Source organism: Klebsiella sp. CN_Kp100 (assembly GCF_040065315.1).
GTDB lineage: Bacteria > Pseudomonadota > Gammaproteobacteria > Enterobacterales > Enterobacteriaceae > Klebsiella > Klebsiella oxytoca.
In genome coordinates this window covers 99,418-123,542 of the sequence record NZ_JBEAIJ010000033.1, presented here as the reverse complement: position 1 = coordinate 123,542, position 24,125 = coordinate 99,418, and the positions used below count along the sequence as shown (strand labels likewise).

Below are 24,125 nucleotides of genomic sequence, written 5' to 3'. Positions count from 1 at the left end.
CTTTTGCCGGGCGGCAACGCCCGGTTTGATGACAAGGAGCCCGTTGATATGTCCCGAATTTCTCTCTCCTGGGTCGTGGTTCTCGGTTTGCTTAGCGCCATTGGGCCGCTGTGTACCGACTTCTATCTGCCCGCGCTGCCGGAAATCACCCAGCAGCTCAGCGCCACCGGCACGCAGACCCAGCTGTCGCTCACGGCGGCGCTGATTGGTCTCGGCCTTGGGCAGCTGTTTTTCGGCCCGCTGAGCGATCGCATTGGCCGTAAAAAGCCGCTGGCGCTCTCCCTGCTGCTGTTTATCTTCTCCTCGGCGATGTGCGCGATAACCTACGATATCCATATGCTGATCGCCTGGCGCTTTCTGCAGGGCTTCGCCGGCGCGGGCGGCTCGGTGTTGTCGCGCTCCATCGCACGCGACAAGTATCAGGGCACTCTGCTGACCCAGTTTTTCGCCCTGCTGATGACCGTTAACGGCATTGCGCCGGTGCTTTCACCGGTACTCGGCGGCTGGATCATCACCGCCTTCGACTGGCGTATTCTGTTCTGGGCGATGGCGGCGATCGGCATTATTTTGCTGCTGCTCAGCCTGACGGTGCTGCACGAAACGCTGCCGGTTAAAAGCGCCGCCTCGGTTACGCAGCAGCAGGATGAGGCGCCGGTACTGAAAAACCGCCGCTTTATGCGCTACTGCCTGATTCAGGCCTTTATGATGGCCGGGCTATTTTCGTATATCGGCTCATCTTCGTTCGTTATCCAGAGCGAATATGCCATGAGCGCGATGCAGTTCAGCCTGCTGTTCGGCCTAAACGGCATCGGGCTGATTATCGCGGCGCTGATCTTTTCCCGCCTGGCACGCCGCTTCAGCGCCGAAGCCCTGCTGCGCGGCGGCCAGCTGCTGGCAGTGACGTTTGCCGCCATCACCCTGCTCTTCGCCTGGCTACCGCTGCCGACGCTGGCGCTGGTCGGCCTGTTTTTTACCGTTTCTATGATGAGCGGTATCAGCACCGTCGCCGGTGCGGAAGCGATGAATGCCATTAATGCCCGTCAATCCGGCACCGCGTCAGCCCTGATGGGCACGCTGATGTTTGTGTTCGGCGGTATTGCCGCGCCGCTGGCCGGACTCGGCGGCGAAACGATGCTCAAAATGAGTTTCGCGATGAGCCTTTGCTATCTGGCCGCGCTGCTGATTGGCCTGAAAAAGCCGCGGCCCACGGTATAATCTTCTCCGGCGGTAATAAAAAATTCCAATTTTATTACCGCCATCTTTCCCGCCAGTGCTGAAATCACCTATTATTTCTTCAACACCAATCGTGATAACCTTCACAGGAAAGGAATAATTAATTCCTTATACTGCCCGCCACTGTGAATAAAGAGGTTCCTATGAGTATCGACCTGAGCAAACTGCTGACCGAGCGCCGCAACGCCAATAGCGTCAACATTGATACCCTTTCCACCGAAGAGATGCTGACGGTGATTAACCAGGAAGATCGGAAGGTGGCCCACGCCATTACCCCCTATCTGCCGCAAATTGCCCAGGTCGTGGATAACGTCGCGGCGGCGCTGCAGGCGGGAGGGCGCCTGATTTACATTGGCGCGGGTACTTCCGGTCGCCTGGGGATCCTTGATGCCAGCGAGTGCCCGCCGACCTTCGGTACCCGACCGGAGCAGGTGGTGGGCATTATCGCGGGGGGTCATAAAGCGATCCTGAGCGCCGTGGAAAACGTCGAAGACAACAAAGCCCAAGGGGCGATGGATTTGCAGAATCTGAACTTTAGCAGCCGCGATGTACTGGTCGGCCTGGCCGCCAGCGGACGCACGCCGTACGTCATCGGCGCGATGGAGTATGCCCATAGCCAGAGCGCTTTTGTCGCCATCGTCAGCTGTAACCCGCACGGCGAAATGGCCCGGCTGGCGGACGTCGCCATTACGCCGGTCGTGGGTCCGGAAGTGGTGACCGGCTCAACGCGCCTGAAGGCGGGTACCGCGCAGAAGCTGGTGCTGAATATGATTTCAACCGGGGCGATGATTCGCATCGGCAAGGTTTACAGCAATCTGATGGTGGACGTTGAAGCGACCAACGCCAAGCTTATCGAGCGCCAGGTGTCCATCGTCATGGAAGCGACCGAATGCGATCGCGCTACCGCCCAGAGCGCGCTGGAAGCCTGCGATCGCCACTGCAAAACGGCGATTGTGATGGTGCTGGCTGATTTAAGCGCCGCGGAGGCTCAGGCGCTGCTGGCAAAAAATAACGGCTATATCCGCAAGGCGCTGAGCCACTCCTGACCGCTGACTCACGGGGAATCTGCAATGGCGAAAATAAATAAAGAGATGATAGCGCGGATCCTGCAGCACGTGGGCGGAGCCGGGAACGTCGCGCAGGCGGGCAACTGTATGACCCGGCTGCGCCTGACCCTACGCGATGAATCACGGGCCGACAGCGCCGCCATCCGTCAGATTGACGGCGTGATGGGAGTGATCGTTAGCGATGAACAGTTCCAGGTCGTCCTTGGGCCCGGCAAGGCGCAAAGCGCGGCGGAAATGATGAACGCGTTACTGGAAGACGCGCCGGCGGAGGCGCCATCGCTGGCCGACGTCGCCGCCGAAAAGAAACAGGCGCTGAAGAGCAAGCAAACCAGCGGCATTCAAAAATTCCTCGCGAAATTCGCTACTATTTTCACCCCGCTCATTCCCGGTTTTATCGCCGTCGGCCTGCTGCTGGGGTTCGCCACTTTGGCGGAGCAGATATTCGTCCTTGAAAACGCGCATCCGAATGCGACGCTGCTGGCGCTGATCGGCTACATGAAGGTATTCAGCAAGGGGATGTTTACCTTCCTGAGCATCCTGATCGGCTATAACGCCCAGAAAGCTTTCGGCGGCTCCGGAGTCAACGGAGCGATCATCGCTGCGCTGTTTGTCCTCGGCTATAACCCGGAAGCCACCAGCGGCTTCTATTCCGGAATTTCGACCTTCTTCGGCCACGGTATTGACCCGCGCGGCAATATTATCGGCGTACTGATCGCCTCGATTATCGGCGCGTGGGTGGAGAAGCAGGTGCGACGCATCATGCCTGCCAACCTCGATATGATCCTCACCTCGGCGGTGACGCTGCTGATCATGGGCGCGATAACGTTTACCGTTATTATGCCGATCGGCGGCTGGCTGTTTACCGGGATGTCATGGCTGTTTTTGCACCTTAACGGTAACCCGTTCGGATCTGCGGTGTTGGCCGGCCTGTTCCTGCTGGCGGTGATGTTCGGCGTCCATCAGGGCTTCGTGCCGGTCTATTTCGCGCTGGTGGATGCGCAGGGGTTTAACTCGCTGTTTCCGATACTGGCCATGGCCGGGGCCGGACAGGTTGGCGCGGCGCTGGCGCTTTTCTGGCGGGCGAAGCACGGTTCTCTGCTGCGCACGCAGATTAAAGGGGCAATTATCCCCGGCTTCCTGGGCATCGGTGAACCGCTGATTTACGGCGTCACGCTGCCGCGTATGAAGCCGTTTATCACCGCCTGTCTCGGCGGCGCTTGCGGCGGTTTCTTTCTCGGGCTCATCGCCTGGATGGGGCTGCCGGTTGGCCTGAATACGGTATTTGGCCCGTCCGGGCTGGTGGCGCTGCCGCTGATGACCTCCGGCAGCGGGATCTACGCCGGTATGGCGGTGTATGCCGCCGGGCTGGCGGTCTCTTATCTCTGCGGATTTGCCCTCACCTGGCTGTTCGGCAGTAAAAACGTTGATTTAAGCTAAGAGGCGCGTCTGGCGCACGGCGGTGAACGTGAGTTTATCCGCCGCGTGGCAGGAGGCACTGACGCCCCATGTTGAATATTTTTTGCACGTGGCGTCGCGTTTCTGTCGGCCCGGTCAGGCGCCAGCCGCCGGGCGACGTCGGCCGGAGTACGCTTTGCTGGCCATCTGATAAAGGATCCGGCTACCATTTCCTGCCCCGCTTCCCGCGCGTGCTCATGCTATGATACTGCTTTCGCACTATTTTCACCTGAGGGAAAGATGGGCTCCAGCAAAAAAGGGATGCTGAACGTACTGATCGCCGCCGTGCTGTGGGGCAGTTCCGGCGTCTGCGCGCAATATATTATGCAGCAAAGTCAGATGTCATCGCCGTTTCTGACCATGACGCGCCTGCTGTTCGCCGGTCTGATTCTTCTGATGCTCTCGTTCGTTCACGGCGATAAAATTTTCCGCGTCCTGCAAAATCGCCAGGACGCTATCAGTTTGCTGATTTTTTCGCTGTTCGGGGCGCTCACCGTGCAGTACACCTTTCTGATGACCATCGAGAAATCAAACGCCGCCACCGCGACGGTGCTGCAGTTCCTGTCACCGACGATTATCGTTGCGTGGTTTGCCATCGCCCGCAAAACGCGCCCCAGTCCGCTGGTGCTGGCGGCCATCGGTACCTCGCTGGCGGGCACATTTCTGCTGGTGACCCACGGCAATCCGACAACGCTGTCGATTTCTCCCGCAGCGCTGTTCTGGGGGATTGCTTCGGCATTTGCCGCCGCGTTCTACACGACATATCCATCGACGCTGATTGCCCGCTACGGCACCCTGCCGATTGTCGGCTGGAGCATGCTGCTCGGCGGCGCCATGCTGCTGCCATTCTACGCCGGACAGGGCAACCATTTTGTGGTGACCGGCGGCCTGCTGCTGGCCTTTTTCTACCTGGTGGTTATCGGCACCTCGCTGACGTTCAGCCTCTACCTGAACGGCGCGCAGAAGATTGGCGGCGCGAAGGCGGGGATCCTCAGCTGCGCGGAGCCGCTGAGTAGCGCCCTGCTCTCGCTGCTGCTGCTCGGCATTACCTTTAGCCTGCCGGACTGGCTGGGCACGCTGCTGATTCTCTCGTCGGTGGTGCTGATCGCCATGGATTCGCGGCGGCGGGTGAAAACAGGCTGACAATTATCTGGCCGGAGATGCTGCAACCTGAGTTTGCAGCATCTTCAGATCGTCATCCGACAGCTCACAAACCACCTGCACCAGCTCGCGCTCAAATCCCTGTTCCAGACATGAACGAGCAATACGCAACGCTTCTTATCGTTTACCTTCCTGAAATCCTTCATAAAACTCCAGGTATAATTCCAACAGATATCCCAGTAAATACTCAGGTTGTAACTCCTGAGGTATCTCTTCCAGCGGTAGCCTCTCTACAATCTTCATTAATTTTCCCCCACCTTGAGGGATGCATCCTGGAATGCATTCAGATCGTCATCAGAGAGCCCTATAGTCATCCGTACCAGCTCGCGCTCAAACCCCTGCTCCAGAAGTGAACGGGCAATACGCAACGCTTCTTCTTGTTTACCCTCTTGTTTACCTTCTAACTTGCCCTCTAACTTGCCCTCCAACTTGCCTTCTTGTCTCCCTTCCTGCCGTAGCCTTTCCGCAATCGTCATGAGTACCTCCTTATGTTGAGGAACGCGCCGCTCGACCTCGTGAAGAAATTCACCAAAATGAGGCGCATCACCACACTGCAGCATGTAATTAAACAGCGCTTTCAACTGGCTGTCATTAGCGCAACCTTTAACCAACAGCTCTGCTAATCGCTCCACCAGGCCAAGTAAATCGCGCTGGCGAATATGCTTTTGAATCAGCTCCAGCAACGCTACACGCCGGTGCTGCATAATGTCGTCATCCGGCACCACCGTAATATCCACCAGTGGGAAAGCGGCGGCATAAAGTCGTCGCGCTGTCTGCGTATCGGTAAACTCATCCAGCCAGCAAAGCGAGAAGGGATAAGGGCTTTTCGCGCCGTGATAAAACAGCATCGGCACCACCAGCGGCAGCGTTTTATGCCCGGCATCCAGATGACGCTGCATCGCCGCCAGCGCGTAGCGCATCAGCCTGAATGCCATATGCGCATCCGGCGTGCTCTGGTGTTCAATCACCACGTAGATATAGCCATCACCGTCGCTGGTTTTTAGCGACCACAGCACGTCGGAGTAGCTGGCGCGTAAATTCGCTTCAATAAAGCTGCCTGACTCCAGCCTGAGCGTTTGCAGATCGCATAGCTGGCGCAGCGACGCGGGAAGATGAATGTCGATAAAATCCCTGGCGCACTCGGGATGCGATAAAAACTGCTTAAAAACCGCGTCGTGCGGCGTCGAGGAGGTTCCTTTTTTCATCATGCTCCGCCATCCCTGAAACGCAATGGCAGAAATATATCCATCAAAAGAAAGGGGGGCATCTGCGCATCAACGGCTTTGCTTGCCGGTACGGAAGATAAATTTCAGCGGCTGAAACGGATGCATTTTTGCGGAAACCGGCACGCAAAATGGTTATTTCGGGAATGTGTCTATAGTTAGAAAAACCCTTTAATAAAAATAAGGATATCCATGATGAAGAGAATGAGTATTGCGCTTTCGCTGGCAGCCAGCCTGATGCTACCCCATCTGGCCGCAGCCGCGCCGCTCTCCGGCCTGAAGTTTGAACAGCAGAAGCAGCAGATCATGAAGGATGTGAGGAAAAACTGCCCTGCCAGCAGCGCGCTGGATGATACGCAGTTTGCTAACCGCGTGCTGGAATCAGCGGAAAATAAGACCGCCGTACAAAGCGCGACGCGGGCGCTGGATAAAAACAACAGCGCCGCTTATCAGAAGGCCATTAGCGGCATTCAGTGCCCAACGCCCTGATTCCGGCGGCGGGTTGGACGCCATCAGCGGTTCGGGATGATCAAATCCCCGCGCAGCGGGCTACTGCCGAGCATTTGCGTCTTCTCGGTCAGCCAGTTGACTATCCGGCTGGCCATCGCGTCCATGGAATATTCAATCGCCGGGATGGTCGGAATACCGGGCAGCTGTAACGAGCCCGCCAGGCTGAATACCATGACTTTTTCCGGCACCGCGCGGTTAAATGCCTGGAGCTGCGGCACCACCAGCTGCGCCTGCTGCTCGTTGGCAACCAATAACGCATTGAAGTTCAAGGTTGTTGCGTTATTCACCAGCTCCTGCACCGCTACGGATGGCGAAGGACTGTCGAGAAAAACCAGGTTGCGATTAAACGGCAGAAAATTCTTTTCCAGCGCGTGCTTATAGCCCAGCAGGACCTGGTCTGCAAAGCCGCTGCCCTGCGGGTGGATAAGCGCAATCTGCCTGCGCCCCTGGCTTATCAGATAGTTACAGGCCGTTTCCGCCGCGAATGCGTGGTCAAAATGTATACTGTTCGCCCCTTCGCTTTCCAGACAGTCGATCAGCACCACGTCAGGACGGTCGATATTGAGCGGAAACCGGGCGCCGATAATCAGCACGTTGTCGCATAAACCGCAGGTTAACTCTTCCAGAGAGTGCAGCACCCTACCGCGGCTGTTGGCAAAACGCAGCAGCAGATGCTTCTGGTGCTGGCTGAGCTGCTTTTCCAGCGCATAGAGATAGCTGGTGGTTTGATTGATGTTGTCCTGGGCGCAGATCACGCCGATGCAGCCGGTGGTCTGACTCAGCAAAGATTGCGCTATCATGTTCGGCCGGTAGTTGAGTTCTTCCGCCGCCTGTAATACCGCCTGCCGGCTGGCTTCCTTTACGCCGCGCGAACCGCTCAACACCCGAGAGACTGTGGCTTTAGATACCCCAGCTAATCGTGATACATCGTTGATAGTAGACATTATTTTCCCCTGACAGGGCTAATCCGATCCCTGTAAATCCATAAACCTGAATCGCTTCAATAATAACCAGCGGCAGTATATCCGTTTCCTTTTTTATTTGGAAACCGATTTTCCGTTTCGCGGAAAAACGTAGCAAAAATCACGAAAATCTGTGAGCCAAATCTAATTAACACACCCTTTGACTGATGGATCTTGACGGTTATCACAGTTCTGTTTTTTATAAATGGAAACCGGTTTCCGTCTGATATCAAATCATCCACGCAATAACTTTTTACATTTTGAGGATGATCGTCGATGTACAAGATTATGCTGTGCTGCTCTGCCGGGATGTCCACCAGTCTGTTGGTCAGAAAGATGGTCGATGCCGCGAAGGAACGCGCCCTGCCGGTGCAGATTGATGCCTATGGAGTTTCCGAATTTGATATGCAGTTTCCGCAGTACCAGGTGGTGCTTCTTGGGCCCCAGGTGAAGTACATGCTGAAAACCTTATCTGAGAAAGCCGCGCCCCTGAATATTCCGGTCCAGCCAATTAACACCATGGATTACGGGATGCAGCGGGGAGACAACGTTCTGGATTATGCCCTGTCGCTGATCGAAGCGCATTAAGAGGTGTACAAATGAGTTCTCTGTATCAGTCCATGATTGCCGTGATCGAGCAATCAATTACCCCGCTGGCAGGACGCCTTGGGCAGCAGAAATACGTTATCGCGATTCGCGATGGTTTCACTGCCGCATTGCCGTTTATGATCATCGGCTCATTCATGCTGGTATTTATCTTTCCGCCTTTTTCGCCAGATACCACTAACGGTTTCGCCCGCGGCTGGCTGGACTTCTCCCAGCAGTATCGCGAACAGCTGATGCTGCCGTTTAACCTCAGCATGGGCGTGATGACGTTCTTTATTTCGGTGGGAATCGGCGCCAGCCTGGGACGCCAGTTCCAGCTCGATCCGGTGATGTCCGGTCTGCTGGCGTTTATGGCTTTCTTACTGGTTGCCGCGCCGTATGCCGACGGCAAAATCTCCACCCAGTATCTCTCTGGTCAGGGTATTTTCACCGCTTTGATCACCGCTATCTACTCTACCCGCGTTTACGCCTGGCTGAAGCAGAACAACATTACGATTCGTCTGCCGAAAGAGGTGCCGACCGGCGTCGCGCGCTCGTTCGAAATCCTTATCCCGGTGCTGGTGGTGATCGCGACACTACATCCGCTGAATCTGTTTATCGAAGCGCAGACCGGTATGATTCTGCCGCAGGCGATTATGCACCTGCTGGAGCCGCTGGTTTCCGCCTCTGACTCTCTGCCGGCGATACTGCTGTCGGTGCTGATGTGTCAGATTTTCTGGTTCGCCGGGATCCACGGCTCGCTGATCGTGACCGGCATTATGAACCCCTTCTGGATGGCCAACCTGTCGGCGAACCAGGCAGCGCTGGCGGCCGGCGCGGCTCTGCCCCATGTCTATCTGCAGGGTTTCTGGGACCACTATCTGCTGATTGGCGGCGTCGGCTCCACGCTTCCGCTGGCCTTCCTGCTGCTGCGTAGCCGCGTAGCTCACCTGCGCACCATTGGCAAAATGGGTATCGTTCCGAGCTTCTTTAATATCAATGAACCGATTCTGTTCGGTGCGCCGATAATCATGAACCCGATGATGTTTATCCCGTTCGTCTTTGTCCCGATGATTAACGCCGTTCTGGCTTACGGTGCGACGCGCCTCGGCTGGCTCAGCCAGGTCGTTTCGCTGACGCCGTGGACGACCCCGGCCCCTATCGGTGCATCCTGGGCTGCAAACTGGACGCTAAGCCCGGTGGTGATGTGCTTAATTTGCATGGTGATGTCAGCGGTAATTTATCTGCCATTCCTCCGCGCCTATGAACGCTCATTAATGAAAACTGAAGTCGAAAAAGCCAAAGCTGCGGTGCCGGTTGCCGAAACGGTCAGCCAATAATTAACTCATATATTTAATAGCATATTTATCATGACGGCATAAATAATGCGGAAAAGGGACTTTCACTGCATTATTTAAATAATAAGGTTAATGACCTCAGGAACTATTATGATTGAACTAGAAGATGCGGTAATGGAAATTATCGTTAATGCGGGACAGTCACGCTCATTATGTTTTGAAGCGCTGCATTGTGCCCGTAGCGGTAATATAGATGAAGCGCGCTTGCTGCTGAATGAAGCCGATGGCTACGCCCGCCGGGCGCACCAGATGCAAACCCAGCTTATCGCGCAGGATGCGGGCCAAGCGCGCCAGCCGATGACCCTCATTATGGTGCATGCTCAGGACCATCTGATGAATTCGCTGCTCGCGCGTGAATTTTCAGAAGAGCTTATTCATTTATACCAGCGTTAATTTATATCAATATTTAGCAACTGTACCCGGAATAAATAAACCAGCTTATCCTGGCGGGATAGCTATTATCTAAATATATAAATTACTAAAAGCGAGATAATGATGAAAACTGTAAAAATACTGCCATTAACCATGGCGGTCGTCGCCGCGCTGTGCCCAGTTTCCGTATTTGCACAAGCGTTTACTCAGGAACAGATCGACGCCATTGTCGCCAAAGCCGTCGATAAAGCCCTGGCCGAACGCCAGGCGAAAATCGATGCCGCCGCCGATAAAAAAGTGGACGTCATTACCAACCCGCAGACCACCGCAGCCACGCCGGATATGGCGATCCCCTTCGGCCTGAAGTTCAGCGGCTACGCCCGCTACGGCGCGCAGTTCCAGACCGGCGATCAGAAGTTTGTCGGCGTGGATGGTTCCTATAACGGCGCCTCCGCGATCGGTCGTTTAGGCAACGAAGGCAACGGCGGCGAATTTCAGATAACCAAAGCCTTTAAGAGCAGTAAAGGCGCGATCTGGGATATCAACGTCATGTTTGACCACTGGAGCGACGAAGTTAACCTGAAAAAAGCCTACGTCGGCGTTACCAACGTGCTGGAGTCTAACCCCAACGCCTATATCTGGGCCGGCCGCGACTTCCATCAGCGCCCGCAACAGGGGATTAACGACTACTTCTGGATGAACCACGACGGCCAGGGCGCCGGGGTGAAAAACTTTGACATCGGCGGCGTACAGTTTGACGTGGCGGCGGTGTCGCAGGTGGAATCCTGTAGCCCGGAAGTGATGGCCGACGAAGCGAACCCGTCGCGCATCACCTGTACCGGCGGCTCCGGAACCGGCGATGATGGCCACTATGCGCTGACCACTAAAACCCACAATCTTAAAGCCGGGCCGATCGACGTTGAGGTTTACGCCAACTACGGTTTCGATTCGAAAGCGGTAGACAGCGACGAGCGTCTCGAAGCCTGGCAGGGCGGGCTGGTGCTGAGCCACACCAACGACAGCGGCGTCAATAAAGTGATTCTGCGCTACTCCGACAACTCGGATAACAGCGTCTATAACAAGACCGACGATCTCACCGCTATCTATGCCAGCTTTGAAGGGCTGCATAAATTCACCCAGCAGGCGCAGATCGAATATCTGCTGGCCTTCCACGACTATGACAACGGTAAAGACAATACCGACAATCGTAAAAACTACGGTGCCATTGTCCGTCCAATGTACTTCTGGAACGATGTCCACTCCACCTGGCTGGAAGCGGGCTATCAGCGCGTCGATTACGACCAGGGCGGCGATAACCACGGCTGGAAGCTGACGCTGTCGCAGAATATCGCCATCGGTATGGGGCCGGAGTTCCGCCCGATGCTGCGCTTCTACGTGACCGGCGGTCAGGTAGATAACAAGCGCACCGCAAAGGTCAACGGCACCAAAGACGAACAGCTGGATTCGCTGAACGTTGGCGGCATGTTTGAAGCGTGGTTCTAAGCTTGTGAAGCCGTCCCGGATGGCGGCTGTCGCCTTATCCGGGCTACCGAACCGCAGACAACGGTGAACCTGTAGCCCGGCTAAGCGCAGCGCGAGCCGGGAAGAAGCCGTATCGATATATTTATCCCGGCGTATTCCCCGGGTGGCGGCGTAACGCCTTACCCGGGCTTCCCTACCGAGCAACGGTGAATCCGTCGCCCGATGTGATGATTACCTCTGGCTCATCCGGCGGGCAATGCGCTCAAGCTTAATCATCAGCAGCAGCGTGATGCCCACCAGCACGATGGTCAGCGCCGAACCATCGGCAATATTGCCGCGATCGGTGAGGCTGAAAATCGTCACCGGCAGCGTCGTCCAGCCCGGCGGATAGATCATCACCGTCGCGCCCAGCTCCCCCATCGACAGCGACAGGCTCAGCGCCAGCGCGGAGATCATCCACGGAGCCATGAGCGGCAGCGTGACATGGCGCAGGCGATACCACGGCGATGCCCCGAGGCTGGAGGCGACGCTTTCAATATCGGCGGAAATCCGCGTCAGACCGGTGGAGACGTTGCTGAAGGTAAACGCAGAAATCAGCACGAAGTGCGCCGCCAGCACGATCCAGAAAGTACCGTTCATTTGTAGCGGCCCCTGGCTGAAAGCCACCAGAATGCCTAAACCCACCGATACCGAAGGAATGGCGCTCGGTAAATAGAACGCCAGCCCAAGATATTTTTGCAGCTTCGCGCCGTACTGGCGCAGAGCCAGCGCAGCCCACGTGCCGCACAGCAGAGCGAACAGGCTGGCGCAAAATCCAACCATCAGGCAGGAAAAGAGCGCATCCCACGCAGCCCCGCGAAAGGCGTTCACAAAGTGCCCAAGGGTAAAACCGGACGGCAGCAGGCCGTTCCACTGCTGGCTCAGGCTGGACATCAAAATCACCGCCAGCGGCAGGAAGAAGAATCCGGCAAACAGCGTTGCCGCCAGCGCGCCCGCCGCCGCGCGGCCTTTACGCGACCAAATCAACATCGTTAGCTCCTCACGCCGGTACGCGCGGCGGCCAGGCGATAGATTATAAACAGTCCCAGCGACAGCAGAATATTTATCAGGGCAATCATGCAGGCCTGGCTGTAATCCGATTCGAGAATAGCCTTGCTGTACACCATCATCGGCAGCGTATTCACGCCTTTGGCGCCGATAAACAGTACGATACCGAACTCGTTAGTCGTCAGCAGCAGGCACAGGCTACCGCCCGCCATCAGCGCCGGCAGCGCCGCCGGGAAAATCACCTGGCCGATAACCCGCAGCGGATGCGCGCCGAGAATACTCGCCGCCTCTAGCTGGCTTTTATCAATCTGCCGCAACCCGGCCATCAGCGGACGCATCACCAGAGGCGTGAAAACGGTGATTTCCGCCAGAATCACGCCCTGAATGGAATAAAGAAAATCGATCGGCGGCAGTTCGAAAGACAATAGCGACATTAGCGCGCCGTTCAGCAAACCCGCAGAGCCGTAGATAAAAGTAAACGCCAGGGTAATGAGAAAGGTCGGCAGGGCAATAAAGGTATCAATCACCCGGCTGATCAACTGGCTGCCAGGAAAGGGAATAAACACCAGAATCAGCGCCAGGACGCTGCCGAGCAGCAGGCAGCCCAGGGTGGCGAAGACCGCGATTTGCATCGTATTGAGCAACGCGTTGATAAAGCGCCGGGATCCCACGACCTGCCAGAAGGTTTCAAGGCTCAGGTGACCGCTGGCATCACGTAGCGCCTGTTCGCCGATCAGCAGCAGCGGATAGAAAAACAGGGTCGCCAGCACCAGCAGCGGCGGCAGAAGCCACAGTAAGGGCCGCAGCTGAACAGAGCGACGCGGGAGCGTTAGGATCTGCGACATTATGACACCTCAATCAGGACCGCATCGTTGGGTTCAAAATAGAGCGCCAGCCTGTCGCCGGCCCGCGGCAGCGGATCCACGAGGGTCATCACAATGCGCACCGCCTCCCCGGCCACTTCGCATAGCAGGTGGGTCAAATCGCCCTGCCAGTGCACCGACTGCAGGGTAGCGTTAAGCCGGTTGCTGGTGGCCGTTCGCGGCGCGAGGCTCATATGCTGCGGACGAATACACAGCAGCTTATTATTGCCATGCTGACCGCCGCGGCTGAAAGCGGTAATCAATCCACCGCCGCAGCTGACGCTGACCAGGCCAGGCCCTGCGGTATCTTTCAGCGCCGTCGCCTGCAGGATATTGGCGCGTCCGAGAAACTCGGCGGTGAAACGATTAGGCGGATAGTGGTAAAGCTGATGGGTTTCGCCATGGGCAATGAGCGAGCCGTCTTTCATGATGCCAATCTTGTCCGCCAGGGTCAGGGCTTCGGTCTGATCGTGGGTAACGTAGAGAATTGTGAGTTCCGGCAGTTCGCGATGCAGGCGGGCAATTTCCTCCACCATGTTGTGACGGATTTGCGCATCCAGCGCCGAGAGCGGCTCATCAAGCAGCAAGACCCGCGGACGTACGGCGATGGCGCGGGCAATCGCGACGCGCTGCTGCTGGCCGCCGGATAGCTGGTGCGGATAGCGGCTGGCGTAATCCGCCATGCCGACGATTTTCAGGGCGTCTTTGACGCGTGCAGCTATCTCCGTTTTCGGCTGCTTCTGCGCCCGCAGGCCGAAGGCGACGTTATCTTCTACCTTCATATGCGGAAACAGGGCGTAGTTTTGCACCACCATGCCAAGGCCGCGTTGATACGGCGGCAGGTGGGTGACATCCGTATCGCCCAGCAAAATCCGCCCGCCCGCCGGCTGTACAAATCCGGCTATCGCCCGCAGCACCGTGGTTTTTCCGGATCCGGATGGACCGATCAGCGCCAGCACTTCACCCGGTTCAATAGTTAAGGTCAGCGGCTTCAGCACCACGTTGCCGTGATAAGAAACGCGCAGCGAGTCGAGAGTGATCCCGGACGTTCCCGTCGACGACGGGGGATGAGCGACGGTCGTTTTCATTAACATCACGCTTACTCGCTGTCGGTGACTTGATGCCAGCGGGCAATATCCGCCGACAGTGAAGCCGCAACCTCGTCCCAGTTGGGTTCCCAGCTTTTCACGCCGTTAAGCGCCGCTTTCGCCACTTTAAAGTTAGCGTCTTCCGGCGTCACGTCGCTGCGCGCCGGCAGCCCCCAGGAGAGCGCGCTAACGCTGGCCTGAGCGGGCTTATCGAGCAGGAAGTTAATCAGCTTTTTACCGTTTTCACCGTTCGGGCCGTTTTGCACCAGACCGATGGTATAGGGCAGCGCCAGCGCGCTGCGTTCGCCTTTAGCGTCTGCGGGCCAGAAGATTTGCACATGCGGATTACGCGCCATCTGCGACAGGTTCATTTGCAGATCGCCGTTAGCGACGTACAGCTCACCTTTATTGACCAGCGCGGTCAGCTTACCGGTAGAAGCCGATGGTCCGACGTTGTTGGTCTGGAGTTTACCCAGATAATCGAACCCCGCATCTTTGCTGCCCAGGCTGTGGAACGCCTGCAGCATGACCGCCGTACCGTCGCCCGCCTGTCCCGGCGTCGAGTACTGCAGCTTGTTCCTGAAACGGCTATCGAGCAGATCCTGCCAGCTGGCCGGCGCGGTTTTCAGCAGCCTGCTGTTATAGATAAAGGTCAGATAGTTGTTCACCAGCGGCGAGTAGCGGTCATGGACGCCGGGGATCTGGTCGCTGCCCTGCGGCTTAAATTCGGCCAGTAATTGTTCTTTGGCGGCGCGCTGGATAAACGGCGGCACCGTCACCAGCACGTCCGCCTGCGGATTGGTGCGCTCTTTTGCCAGCCGTTCGACAATCGCTCCGGAGCCGCCTTCAACGTACTGCACTTTGATGCCCGTTGCCTTCGTAAAAGCGGCAAACTGGTTCTGATACCAGCTGTTGTCGCCGTCGTGCAGGCCGTCGGCGGAATAAACGGTGACAACGTCAGCGGACCACACCGGGGCGCTGGCGAGTACGGTAACGGTTAACAGAGCAAGTCGGGAGAGTTTCATCGTATCAGCCTCTTCGGATGGTGATCTTTATGGTCTATACCAGACTGACGTTCACGCTACCGGGGCTTTATGACAAAACGATGAATGAAGTGTGGCGAAAGGATGACGCCGGCGCAGAAGACCCCCTCCCGGAGGCGGCGCTTGACGCGCCTGTCCGGGCTACCCGTCCACAGACGGCGGTGGACCCGTAGCCCGGGTAAGGCGCCAGCCGCAACCCGGGGAAAATGCTCGGACAGGACCCATAAAATCAATGGGTATCGACTTCGATGCGCAGGCTGTCGTGACGCCAGTACTCGATATCGTAATCGAGAATTCGCCCATGTTGATCGTAGTTGAGCCGGCGCAGCAGCAGCGCCGGACGCCCTTCCATCACCCCCAGGGCGTCGGCGGCCTGGGGCGGCATCGAGGTGGGCCAGAACGACAGATGCATACTGGTATATATCAGGTCATAGCGGGTCTGATAAATCTCGGTCAGGCTGCCGTTTAAATCATGGCGCAGCAGCTCGGGAACCCTGGCGGGCAGACAGTGGTTTTCACAGTAGCAAATCGCCCGCCCGTCGGCATAACGCAGACGGGTGAGCAGGTAAACCTGATCGAATGGCTGCAGCGCCAGCGGCGCCATAACGTCCAGCGGAACGGCGGTTAAACGCCCGTCCAGCAGCACCGTTTTCGGCTCCCGCCCCTGTTCCAGGCACAGCTTATGGAAGTTGGTATTTTGCGTCGGATCCAGCCAAAGCCGCTCCGGCGTGACAAACCAGCCGCGGCGGTCGGCGCGATAAATCACGCCGCTGGCCTCAAGCTGCGCCAGGCTCTCGCGCACCGTAATACGCGTGGTATTGAACAGCGCGCACAGCTCGCGCTCGGAAGGCAGTTTATCGCCGCTCTTCAACGCGCCGTTTTGAATACGCGCCTGTAGCTGCGCCTTGATCAGCAGATACTGTGGCGTCTCGCCAGAGGGTGATTTCATGTTCGCTCGCGGCCAAATTTGATGCGCTCATTATACATAACCAGATGAATTTTTTGTTGCAGCGCCACTTTCCCTTTGACCTTTTCCGCAGACGATCGCCATTATAAAAAGTATCTGGTATAGACCAAATGGTGAAAATAGATGACTCCACGCAATTATCTGCTGCTGACCCCCGGCCCGCTGACCACTTCCCGTACGGTAAAAGAGGCGATGCTGTTCGACAGCTGTACCTGGGACGATGACTACAATCTCGGCGTGGTTCAGGCCATCCGCCAACGGCTGGTGGAACTGGCGACGCCCGCCGACGGCTACACTTCAGTACTGCTGCAAGGCAGCGGTAGCTACGCGGTTGAGGCAGTGCTCGGCAGCGCGATCGGCGTGCAGGACAAGATTTTGATTATCAGCAATGGCGCCTACGGCGCGCGCATGATCGAGATGGCGAAACTGTTGAACATTGCGCACCACCCTTACGACTGCGGTGAAGTCGCGCGACCGGACGCTGCAGCGATCGAACGGATCCTGCAAACCGACCCGGCGATCACCCATATCGCTATGGTCCATTGCGAAACGACAACCGGTATGCTCAACCCGATCGAAGCGGTGGCGGCGCTGGCAAAACGGTACGACAAACGCTACATCGTCGATGCCATGAGCAGCTTCGGCGGCATTCCCATGGACGTCGCCGCGCTGAACATTGACTATCTGATCAGCTCCGCCAACAAATGCATACAGGGGGTGCCGGGCTTCGCCTTCGTCATTGCCCGGGAAGCGCAGCTGGCAAACTGCCAGGGCCGCTCGCGCTCGCTGTCGCTGGATCTCTACGCCCAGTGGCGCTGCATGGAGGATAACCACGGCAAGTGGCGCTTTACTTCACCGACCCATACCGTGCTGGCCTTTGCCCAGGCGTTAAAAGAACTGGCGGAGGAAGGCGGCGTGAGCGCGCGTCACCAGCGATACTGCGCTAACCAGCAGCGTCTGGTGGCCGGAATGCGCGCATTAGGCTTTCAGCCGCTGCTCAACGATAGCCTGCACTCGCCGATCATCACCGCGTTTTACTCCCCGGATGCGCCGCAGTATCGCTTTAAGGATTTCTATCAGCGGCTTAAAGAGCAGGGTTTCGTGATCTACCCGGGCAAGGTGTCGCAAAGCGACTGCTTCCGTATCGGCAACATTGGCGAAGTGTACGACGCCGACATCACCGCCCTGCTGGCGGCCATTAAAAACGCCATGTACTGGCAACGCTAAGGAACCATCATGAACCGTATTAACGCCGTTATTCTTGATTGGGCAGGCACCACCGTCGACTTTGGCTCCTTCGCGCCGACGCAGATTTTCGTTGAGGCCTTCCGTCAGGCTTTTGCTGTGGAGATTACACTCGAAGAAGCCAGGGTGCCGATGGGTCTCGGCAAATGGCAGCATATTGCAGCGCTGGGGAAACTCCCCTCCGTGGACGCCCGCTGGCAGGCGAAGTTTGGCCGCGCGATGAACGCTGCCGATATCGATGCGATCTATGCCGCGTTTATGCCGCTGCAGATTGCCAAAGTCGTCGATTTTTCTGCGCCAATCGCCGGGGTTGTCGACACCATTGCCGCGCTGCGCGCCGAAGGTATAAAAATTGGCTCCTGTTCCGGCTATCCGCGTCCGGTGATGGAAAAGCTGGCGCCGGCCGCCGCCGCGCAGGGCTATGCGCCTGACCACTGGGTAGCGACGGACGACCTCGCCGTCGGGGGACGGCCGGGACCATGGATGGCGTTGCAGAACGTCATTGTCCTCGGCATCGACTCGGTAGCCCACTGCGTCAAGGTTGATGATTCCGCTCCCGGCATTACCGAAGGATTAACCGCCGGGATGTGGAGCGTGGGTCTGGCGGTTTCCGGTAATGAATTCGGCGCCAGCTGGGAGGAATATCAGCAGATGAGCGCCGAAGAGATCGCCGCCCGCCGCGAGCACGCCGCCGGGAAGCTGTCCGCCGCCGGGGCGCATTACGTCGTGGATACGCTGGCGGATTTACCGGGCATCATTGCCGACATCAACCGTCGCCTGGCGCAGGGCGAACGCCCGTAGATTTATTGACGGTTCGCCTGACTGCGGCCGATTACACCCGTACTTTCGTCGCCACCAGTACACCGGTGAGCAGCATTAATGTACCGGAGAGGACCAGCGGCGAGAGCAGACCAAGGTGGTCCAGCGCCACGCCGCCCACCGCTGCGCCGCAGGTATTGGCCAGTTGGATCACCGCCACCTGAATCGACCCGGCTTTCTCCGCCTGATCGGACAGGGAGCGGGTGATCCACGTTGACCAGCCAACCGGCACCAGCGCGAAGGCAAAACCCCAGATAACGGCCACCGCCGACGCCACGATTTTACTCTCCCCCCACAGCACCAGCACCGCCGCGCTGATGGCCAGCACCACTGGAGCGATCGCCAGCGCCGCTTTTACCGATCGCTTGAGCAGCATCGAAGAGAGCGAGGTGCCGACGAAGCTGGCGATGCCGAAGCTCAACAGCACCAGCGTCAGGCCGTCAACGTCAAAGCCCGCCAGCGTCATATACACCGGGCGAATATAGGTAAAGAAGGCGAACTGGCCGGCGAAGGCCATAAAGATGGCGCACATCCCGGCCATTACGCCGGGGCGCTTTAACAGGCCAAACATATTTTGCTGCGCCGAGGTCGACTCGCCAGGCAAAGAGGGCAGCGCCTTCAACACCCAAATCGTACAGACCACGCCCATCACCGCGGCGGCGTTAAAGACGTTACGCCAGCCGATAATCCCGCCGAGGAAGCTGCCGAGCGGCGCGGCGATCACCAGCGCTATCGATACCGCGCCGAAAATGACCGACAGCGCTTTGGGCACCACGCGCATCGGCACCAGTCGCATGGTGAGCGACGCCGACATCGCCCAAAAACCGCCCAGCGCCAGCCCCAGGCAGGCGCGCCCCACCAGAAGCAAGGAGAAACTGTTGGCAAAGGAGACCAGCAGACAAGAGACGGTCAGCAGGACGGAAAACAGAATCACCACGTAGCGACGATCGGTACTGCGGATGATCGAGGTGATAAACAGGCTGGCAAACATCGCCACAAACGCGGTGGTGGTGACCGACTGCCCGGCAACGCCTTCTGAGATGCCCAAATCCTGCGCCATCGGCGTAAGCAGGCTTACCGGCAGGAACTCAACGGTAATCAGGCAGGCAACGCAGAAGGCCACCGCAAAAACCGCCGACCAGTTGGGTCGCGCCGCCTGATTAGCCTGCGGCGCAGAGGCATTCGAAGGAGTCATAAGTTACCTGCATGGTTGAATACGGAGGAGCCGCGCAGTGTAACATTTAAAATGTGACGAATTTAACGTTTTGACAACTTTTCAGGCTTTGCAAAGTACCTGCGTAGCTGCTCGCATAACCGGAAAATCACGTTTTTAGGTATTCCGTAACAGTAAGAGGAAGAAATAACATAGCACTTGGTGCTATATTTATGGTTACAGGATGTCAGCCAATGCGTATTTTTAAAACAAAATGGTTTACCAGGGAAGCCCGGGCTCATGCGATTGATGACGACGAACTTTGCAAAGCGATTGAAGCCACTCTCCAGGGAAAAGTAGATAACCTTGGTGGCGGCGTTTACAAAAAACGCCTCAATAAAAATCGCGATCGCGCAATCATCCTGGCAAAGGGTGCTGAGCATTGGTTTTACACATTTTTATACGCCAAACAGGATATCGCCAATATCGATAACCGAGAACTCGCGGCGTTCCGTGAGTTAGCCAGGCATTATTCCCTTCTCAGCGAGGAGAAAATGGCGGCATTGGTTAAGAGAAAAGAATTGGTGGAGATTTGTCATGACTGCAAAAACTAAATTCAAAAGCCCCGCCTTTGAAGCTATCCATAGCGCTGCCGCAGGTTTATACAGTGTTGATGCGATCGCGCAGGAGACGATGCGCAGCTTTGATGAAACATGCATCAGCCGCGTAAGCGATTTCCAACCTGGTGAAATTAAGGCTCTACGTGACCAACTCAACGTCAGTCAGCCGGTTTTTGCCCGCTATCTGAACACCAGCGTGTCCACGGTCCAAAAATGGGAAAGCGGGGCAAAACGCCCCGGTGGGCTGGCATTGAAATTACTCAATATCGTGCAAAAACATGGGTTAGAAGTGCTGGCATGATGCCACTTTGAGGTGATGACTTTTGCATAGTTGGTCTCGTCAGGAGGAGTTTTAACGAAGCCAACAGTGCACAGGGAAGCGCTATCAGTGTAGCCAGTGGACCCCATCTTCGGGTAAAAACAGCGTGTTATAGCGCTCCTGTAAAGCGTGCAGCTCGCTCACTTCCGGCTCCAGCTCGCGAAGGAAACCTTGCGCGAGGCGAATTTGCGCTTCGGTAATTGGCGCCGCGAGGCGGGCCTTTTTCATCAACCGATACCAGTAATGCAGGTTCTGCTCGCTGCCGTCGACGATAGCAGTCTGCCAAATCAGCAGCACCTGAGCGGCATTTTGCAAATGCGCTTCATTCGGCCGTTCCAGGTAGCGCAGATACTCGTTACCGGCCGTTTTTCCCAGCTGATCGATCATCGATTCCAGCGGTACCGGCGTAATGCCTAACCGTTCGCTCAGACGGCGAATCGCACGGCGTGAATCAGAGGTAAGCACCCGAAATCCCACAACAAATACCACTATCAGCGTGGCCAGCCCTAACCAGATCATGCATCCTCTCATTCAATCGCAGCACCACTATCATAATGGGAAATTACCCGCTGTCGACTGTCGGTGGTACCAGAATGTGACTTATCGCGACCTCGTCTCGCTATCATCAAACCGCCCGGCAAGAGGTATAAAAAAGCCCGGCGCAAAGGCCGGGCAAAGTGACTCACACCCAATGACTCAGGCAGTCTGCAAAGTTTGTGTCTTTTTCTGACGGCGGATTTTACGTTCTTCAAACACCGCAACGATGGCCATCAGGCAGATGCAGCCAATTGCCGCCGCATCCAGCGCCGCAAAGGTCCCCGCCCAGCCGGTGAGGCCAAAAATCGGCGTTCCGTCGGCGATCATCCCGAGGCCGAGCTTGGCGAAGCTATCGCCGATCAGATAGGCAAAGGTGCCCTTGATCCCGTCGGCTGCGCCAATCGCTTTTTTCGGCACAAAGCCTACTGCGGCAACGCCGATCAGCAGCTGCGGGCCAAAAACCAGGAAACCCAGCGCAAACAGCGATGCGAGATAAACGTACTGGTTACTGGCGTGCTGATAAACCCCAAGGGTGGCGATAATCAGCGCCAGCGCAATGCAGGCTACCAGCGCCCGACGACCGTTTGCCAGATCCGACAGCCAGCCCCATAGCAGCGTGCCGACCAGCGCGCCTACTTCAAAAAGGGTAAAGCCCTGAATCGCCACTTCTTTGGAGAGCTTCAGCTCCTGGAAAGCGTAAACGGTGGACCACTGGTCAATGCCGATGCGCACCACGTACAGAAAGATGTTGGAGAAACACAGCAGCCAGATGACTTTGTTCTTCAGCACGTACTCGACAAAGATCTGCCATTTGGTCATGGCGTTCTCTTCCGTCTCTTTATCCTCTTCGCTGATCTCTTCGCCAAACAGCTCTTCGGCGTTACCGAGACCGTAAGATTCCGGGGAGTCGCTGCCGAAGCGCAGGCCGATAAAACCGACGATTAGCGCAATAATCGACGGGAAGATAAACATCCCGATCACGTGGCCGTCGAACAGGTAGTTCGCGCCAAACAGCGCCACGCCCGCGGCGCCGGCGCCGCCGAGGTTGTGAGAGATATTCCAGAAGCCGAGGAAGGTGCCGCGTTTACGGCGGGGCGTCCACTTGGTAATGGTCGAATAGCTGCACGACCCGCCGGTGCTCTGGAAAAAGCCGCTCAGGGCGTAGAAGGCGATCATCAGGAACAGGCTGGTCGACCCCGCGCCCATGCTGGCGCTGAAGCCGAGCATACAAATGGCCGAGAGGATCAGCATAAACGGCAGGAACTGCTTGGTGTTCTTACCGTCTGCGTAGTAAGAAACCAGCGTTTTACCCACGCCGTAGGTGATAGAGAACCCGAGGCCGATCATCCCCAGCTGCGTCATGCTCAACCCGTAGGTGGAGATCATGTCGTTCTGCGCGATATTAAAGTTTTTGCGGATCAGGTACATGGTCAGATAGCCGATGAAAACCACCAGATACGACTGCATGAACGGTTTGAACCACATTTTGCGCCGCGCTTCGAGCGGCAGGTCCAGGGTAGGCTTGCGCACCTGGTTTAAGAAGGCCAGCATGATTGAGTGACTCCTGAGCTGATTTACTACCTGCGAATAGCAGGCATTGTAAAAATCAGCCGGAAGACCCGCCTGAGACAGCGTCCAGGCGAAACCGGGAAAATTTCTTAGTTTTACGCCATTCGGCGGAGAAAGGTGAGGCAGATCACGCTTCTCGCGGCGCCTGGGCATTTAGAAACGGCAGCAGCAGCAGAGCGGAGATGCCGGCAGCAATGGCGATGACCACGAAAAAACCGCTCCAGTGCCAGATCTCCATGACCTGCGCCAGCGGCCAGCCGGAGAGCGACGCGCCAAGATAGGCAAACAGCCCGACAAAGCCGGTTGCCGCCCCCGCCGCCTCTTTGTGCGAGCACTCCGCCGCCGCCATGCCAATCAGCATCTGCGGGCCAAAAACGAAAAAGCCGGCGGTAAAGAAACAGGCCGCCTGCATCACGTAGCTGGCGAACGGCATCAGCCACAGGCCGCCGACCGACAGCAAAATCCCGGCGGCGAAAATCAGGTTCATCGGCCCGCGATTGCCGTTAAACAGCTTATCCGAGCCCCAGCCCGCCACCAGCGCGCCGATAAAACCGCCTACCTCGAACATGGTGACCGCAGAATTCGCCGTGACCAGATCGACGCCGAGCGTTTCCGACATATAGAGATTGCCCCAGTCGTTAATCGCTGCGCGCACTACATATACCAGCACGTAACACAGCGAGAGCAGCCAGATATAGGGATTCAACAGCACGTATTTGGTGAGGATCTCTTTGCGGGTCAGCCCTACCCCTTCCTGCTGCTGGGCAATCTCCAGTTCATCGTGACGCCAGTCGCCTACTGCGGGCAGCCCTACAGCCTGCGGCCGGTCGCGCAGCCGCCAGCAGAGAAACAGCCCGGCGAGGATCGCCAGCATGCCGGCAATCATCATTCCCGTTCGCCAGCCGTAGTGCAGCGCCGCCGCGCCAACCACCATCGGGATCAGCGCCCCGCCGACGTTATGCGCCGTGTTCCACAACGCCCACCAGCCGCCGCGTTCGGTACGCGAATACCAGGCCGTCAGCAGACGCGCGCACACCGGCGACCCCCAGCCCTGGAAGAAGGCGTTCAGGGCCCACAGCAGCGCGAAGGCCCACAGCGAAGTGGAAAAGCCAAACAGGATATTGACTACGCCGGTGGCGACCAGACCAATCCCCATAAAATAGCGAGCATCAGAGCGGTCGCTGACGATACCGGAGAAAAACTTCGATAGCCCGTAGGTGATGTAGAACAGCGTTGCCAGCAGACCGATATCGCTACGCGTCAGTACGTTGCTGGCGAGGATTTCAGGCACGGCGGCATTAAAGCTTTTACGCGTAAAATAAAACAGCGCATAGCCCAGCCAGATGGTCAGCAGAATATGTCGACGCCAGTAGCGGTAGCGCTCGTCCAGCGCCTGTTTATCGGTAATCGGCGGAGCATCGGGCGGAGATTTCAAAAAGGCAAACAT

Annotated in this window: 26 protein-coding genes; 14 read left to right on the top strand and 12 right to left on the bottom strand. The window is 57.1% G+C overall.

Going from position 1 to position 24,125, the window contains the following annotated elements:
- Positions 1-48: 48 nt before the first annotated feature.
- The 4 genes from ABLV12_RS12055 to ABLV12_RS12040 all read left to right on the top strand — a co-directional run bounded on the left by ABLV12_RS12055 (position 49) and on the right by ABLV12_RS12040 (position 4,898).
- Positions 49-1,215 (top strand): multidrug effflux MFS transporter, encoded by a 1,167-nt coding sequence (locus tag ABLV12_RS12055; protein ID WP_004107034.1) that lies wholly within the window; start codon positions 49-51, stop codon positions 1,213-1,215.
- Between the two features lie 161 nt (positions 1,216-1,376).
- Entirely contained in the window at positions 1,377-2,279 is a 903-nt protein-coding gene (gene murQ, locus ABLV12_RS12050) for an N-acetylmuramic acid 6-phosphate etherase (RefSeq protein ID WP_004107035.1), read from the top strand.
- A gap of 24 nt (positions 2,280-2,303) precedes the next feature.
- On the top strand, positions 2,304-3,737 hold the full coding sequence (murP, locus tag ABLV12_RS12045) for a PTS N-acetylmuramic acid transporter subunit IIBC (protein ID WP_004107037.1): 1,434 nt from the start codon (positions 2,304-2,306) through the stop codon (positions 3,735-3,737).
- Positions 3,738-3,995: 258 nt separating this feature from the next.
- Entirely contained in the window at positions 3,996-4,898 is a 903-nt protein-coding gene (locus ABLV12_RS12040) for a DMT family transporter (RefSeq protein ID WP_004107039.1), read from the top strand.
- Between the two features lie 3 nt (positions 4,899-4,901).
- Here the strand turns inward: ABLV12_RS12040 and ABLV12_RS12035 are convergent, their stop codons facing one another.
- Positions 4,902-5,027: a hypothetical protein gene (locus tag ABLV12_RS12035; RefSeq protein WP_263441975.1), complete on the bottom strand. Its 126-nt coding sequence runs from the start codon at positions 5,025-5,027 to the stop codon at positions 4,902-4,904.
- Positions 5,028-5,158: 131 nt separating this feature from the next.
- Entirely contained in the window at positions 5,159-6,121 is a 963-nt protein-coding gene (locus ABLV12_RS12030; RefSeq protein ID WP_160887256.1) for an Rpn family recombination-promoting nuclease/putative transposase, read from the bottom strand.
- A gap of 213 nt (positions 6,122-6,334) precedes the next feature.
- Between ABLV12_RS12030 and ABLV12_RS12025 the strand changes: the two genes are divergently transcribed.
- A complete protein-coding gene (locus tag ABLV12_RS12025; protein ID WP_064398825.1) occupies positions 6,335-6,628 on the top strand; it encodes a YicS family protein in 294 nt (97 codons plus the stop codon).
- A gap of 23 nt (positions 6,629-6,651) precedes the next feature.
- Here ABLV12_RS12025 and ABLV12_RS12020 read toward each other — a convergent pair whose 3' ends face one another.
- The gene (locus tag ABLV12_RS12020) at positions 6,652-7,593 is read right to left on the bottom strand and encodes a LacI family DNA-binding transcriptional regulator (RefSeq protein ID WP_004107045.1); all 942 of its coding nucleotides are present in this window, start codon (positions 7,591-7,593) and stop codon (positions 6,652-6,654) included.
- Positions 7,594-7,887: 294 nt separating this feature from the next.
- On the opposite strand from ABLV12_RS12020, the gene ABLV12_RS12015 reads away from it, so the two are divergent.
- From ABLV12_RS12015 to ABLV12_RS12000, 4 genes are all read left to right on the top strand, one after another.
- Positions 7,888-8,199: a PTS sugar transporter subunit IIB gene (locus tag ABLV12_RS12015; protein ID WP_004107048.1), complete on the top strand. Its 312-nt coding sequence runs from the start codon at positions 7,888-7,890 to the stop codon at positions 8,197-8,199.
- 11 nt (positions 8,200-8,210) lie between these two features.
- On the top strand, positions 8,211-9,536 hold the full coding sequence (locus ABLV12_RS12010) for a PTS cellobiose transporter subunit IIC (protein ID WP_004107062.1): 1,326 nt from the start codon (positions 8,211-8,213) through the stop codon (positions 9,534-9,536).
- Between the two features lie 108 nt (positions 9,537-9,644).
- Positions 9,645-9,947: a PTS lactose/cellobiose transporter subunit IIA gene (locus ABLV12_RS12005; RefSeq protein WP_004107064.1), complete on the top strand. Its 303-nt coding sequence runs from the start codon at positions 9,645-9,647 to the stop codon at positions 9,945-9,947.
- Between the two features lie 102 nt (positions 9,948-10,049).
- Entirely contained in the window at positions 10,050-11,429 is a 1,380-nt protein-coding gene (locus ABLV12_RS12000; RefSeq protein ID WP_348867062.1) for a carbohydrate porin, read from the top strand.
- A gap of 210 nt (positions 11,430-11,639) precedes the next feature.
- On the opposite strand, the gene phnV is transcribed toward ABLV12_RS12000, so the two are convergent.
- Genes phnV through ABLV12_RS11980 form a run of 4 tightly spaced genes read right to left on the bottom strand, consistent with a single transcriptional unit; the run spans position 11,640 to position 15,431 of the window.
- Positions 11,640-12,437 carry a 2-aminoethylphosphonate ABC transport system, membrane component PhnV gene (gene phnV, locus ABLV12_RS11995; protein WP_348867057.1) on the bottom strand — a complete coding sequence of 266 codons (798 nt, stop codon included), beginning with the start codon at positions 12,435-12,437 and terminating at the stop codon, positions 11,640-11,642.
- A gap of 2 nt (positions 12,438-12,439) precedes the next feature.
- Positions 12,440-13,300, bottom strand: coding sequence for a 2-aminoethylphosphonate ABC transporter permease subunit (gene phnU, locus ABLV12_RS11990; protein WP_160887218.1), 861 nt, complete (start codon positions 13,298-13,300; stop codon positions 12,440-12,442).
- Positions 13,300-14,412: a 2-aminoethylphosphonate ABC transport system ATP-binding subunit PhnT gene (phnT, locus tag ABLV12_RS11985; RefSeq protein WP_160887216.1), complete on the bottom strand. Its 1,113-nt coding sequence runs from the start codon at positions 14,410-14,412 to the stop codon at positions 13,300-13,302. Before phnT ends, phnU begins: the two co-directional genes overlap by 1 nt.
- Before the next feature lie 5 nt (positions 14,413-14,417).
- The gene (locus ABLV12_RS11980; RefSeq protein ID WP_265811183.1) at positions 14,418-15,431 is read right to left on the bottom strand and encodes a 2-aminoethylphosphonate ABC transporter substrate-binding protein; all 1,014 of its coding nucleotides are present in this window, start codon (positions 15,429-15,431) and stop codon (positions 14,418-14,420) included.
- A 29-nt stretch (positions 15,432-15,460) separates the two neighbouring features.
- Between ABLV12_RS11980 and ABLV12_RS11975 the strand changes: the two genes are divergently transcribed.
- The gene (locus ABLV12_RS11975) at positions 15,461-15,622 is read left to right on the top strand and encodes a hypothetical protein (protein ID WP_325905565.1); all 162 of its coding nucleotides are present in this window, start codon (positions 15,461-15,463) and stop codon (positions 15,620-15,622) included.
- A gap of 56 nt (positions 15,623-15,678) precedes the next feature.
- Here the strand turns inward: ABLV12_RS11975 and phnR are convergent, their stop codons facing one another.
- Positions 15,679-16,398, bottom strand: coding sequence for a phosphonate utilization transcriptional regulator PhnR (gene phnR / locus ABLV12_RS11970; RefSeq protein WP_070556485.1), 720 nt, complete (start codon positions 16,396-16,398; stop codon positions 15,679-15,681).
- A 141-nt stretch (positions 16,399-16,539) separates the two neighbouring features.
- On the opposite strand from phnR, the gene phnW reads away from it, so the two are divergent.
- Both phnW and phnX read left to right on the top strand, forming a co-directional pair.
- The gene (gene phnW, locus ABLV12_RS11965) at positions 16,540-17,643 is read left to right on the top strand and encodes a 2-aminoethylphosphonate--pyruvate transaminase (protein WP_348867056.1); all 1,104 of its coding nucleotides are present in this window, start codon (positions 16,540-16,542) and stop codon (positions 17,641-17,643) included.
- 9 nt (positions 17,644-17,652) lie between these two features.
- A complete protein-coding gene (phnX, locus tag ABLV12_RS11960; RefSeq protein WP_348867054.1) occupies positions 17,653-18,462 on the top strand; it encodes a phosphonoacetaldehyde hydrolase in 810 nt (269 codons plus the stop codon).
- Positions 18,463-18,493: 31 nt separating this feature from the next.
- Here the strand turns inward: phnX and nepI are convergent, their stop codons facing one another.
- Positions 18,494-19,675: a purine ribonucleoside efflux pump NepI gene (gene nepI / locus ABLV12_RS11955; protein ID WP_017145204.1), complete on the bottom strand. Its 1,182-nt coding sequence runs from the start codon at positions 19,673-19,675 to the stop codon at positions 18,494-18,496.
- Between the two features lie 212 nt (positions 19,676-19,887).
- Between nepI and ABLV12_RS11950 the strand changes: the two genes are divergently transcribed.
- Positions 19,888-20,247, top strand: coding sequence for a type II toxin-antitoxin system RelE/ParE family toxin (locus ABLV12_RS11950; protein WP_004107091.1), 360 nt, complete (start codon positions 19,888-19,890; stop codon positions 20,245-20,247).
- Positions 20,231-20,554 carry a DNA-binding transcriptional regulator gene (locus ABLV12_RS11945; RefSeq protein WP_004116613.1) on the top strand — a complete coding sequence of 108 codons (324 nt, stop codon included), beginning with the start codon at positions 20,231-20,233 and terminating at the stop codon, positions 20,552-20,554. Before ABLV12_RS11950 ends, ABLV12_RS11945 begins: the two co-directional genes overlap by 17 nt.
- 84 nt (positions 20,555-20,638) lie before the next feature.
- Here ABLV12_RS11945 and ABLV12_RS11940 read toward each other — a convergent pair whose 3' ends face one another.
- The 3 genes from ABLV12_RS11940 to ABLV12_RS11930 form a co-directional block, all read right to left on the bottom strand.
- The gene (locus tag ABLV12_RS11940; protein WP_004116616.1) at positions 20,639-21,091 is read right to left on the bottom strand and encodes a DUF1198 domain-containing protein; all 453 of its coding nucleotides are present in this window, start codon (positions 21,089-21,091) and stop codon (positions 20,639-20,641) included.
- Between the two features lie 177 nt (positions 21,092-21,268).
- Positions 21,269-22,660, bottom strand: coding sequence for a hexose-6-phosphate:phosphate antiporter (gene uhpT, locus ABLV12_RS11935; RefSeq protein ID WP_004107098.1), 1,392 nt, complete (start codon positions 22,658-22,660; stop codon positions 21,269-21,271).
- A 145-nt stretch (positions 22,661-22,805) separates the two neighbouring features.
- Complete coding sequence (locus ABLV12_RS11930; protein WP_004107101.1) at positions 22,806-24,125, bottom strand: MFS transporter; 1,320 nt, start codon at positions 24,123-24,125, stop codon at positions 22,806-22,808.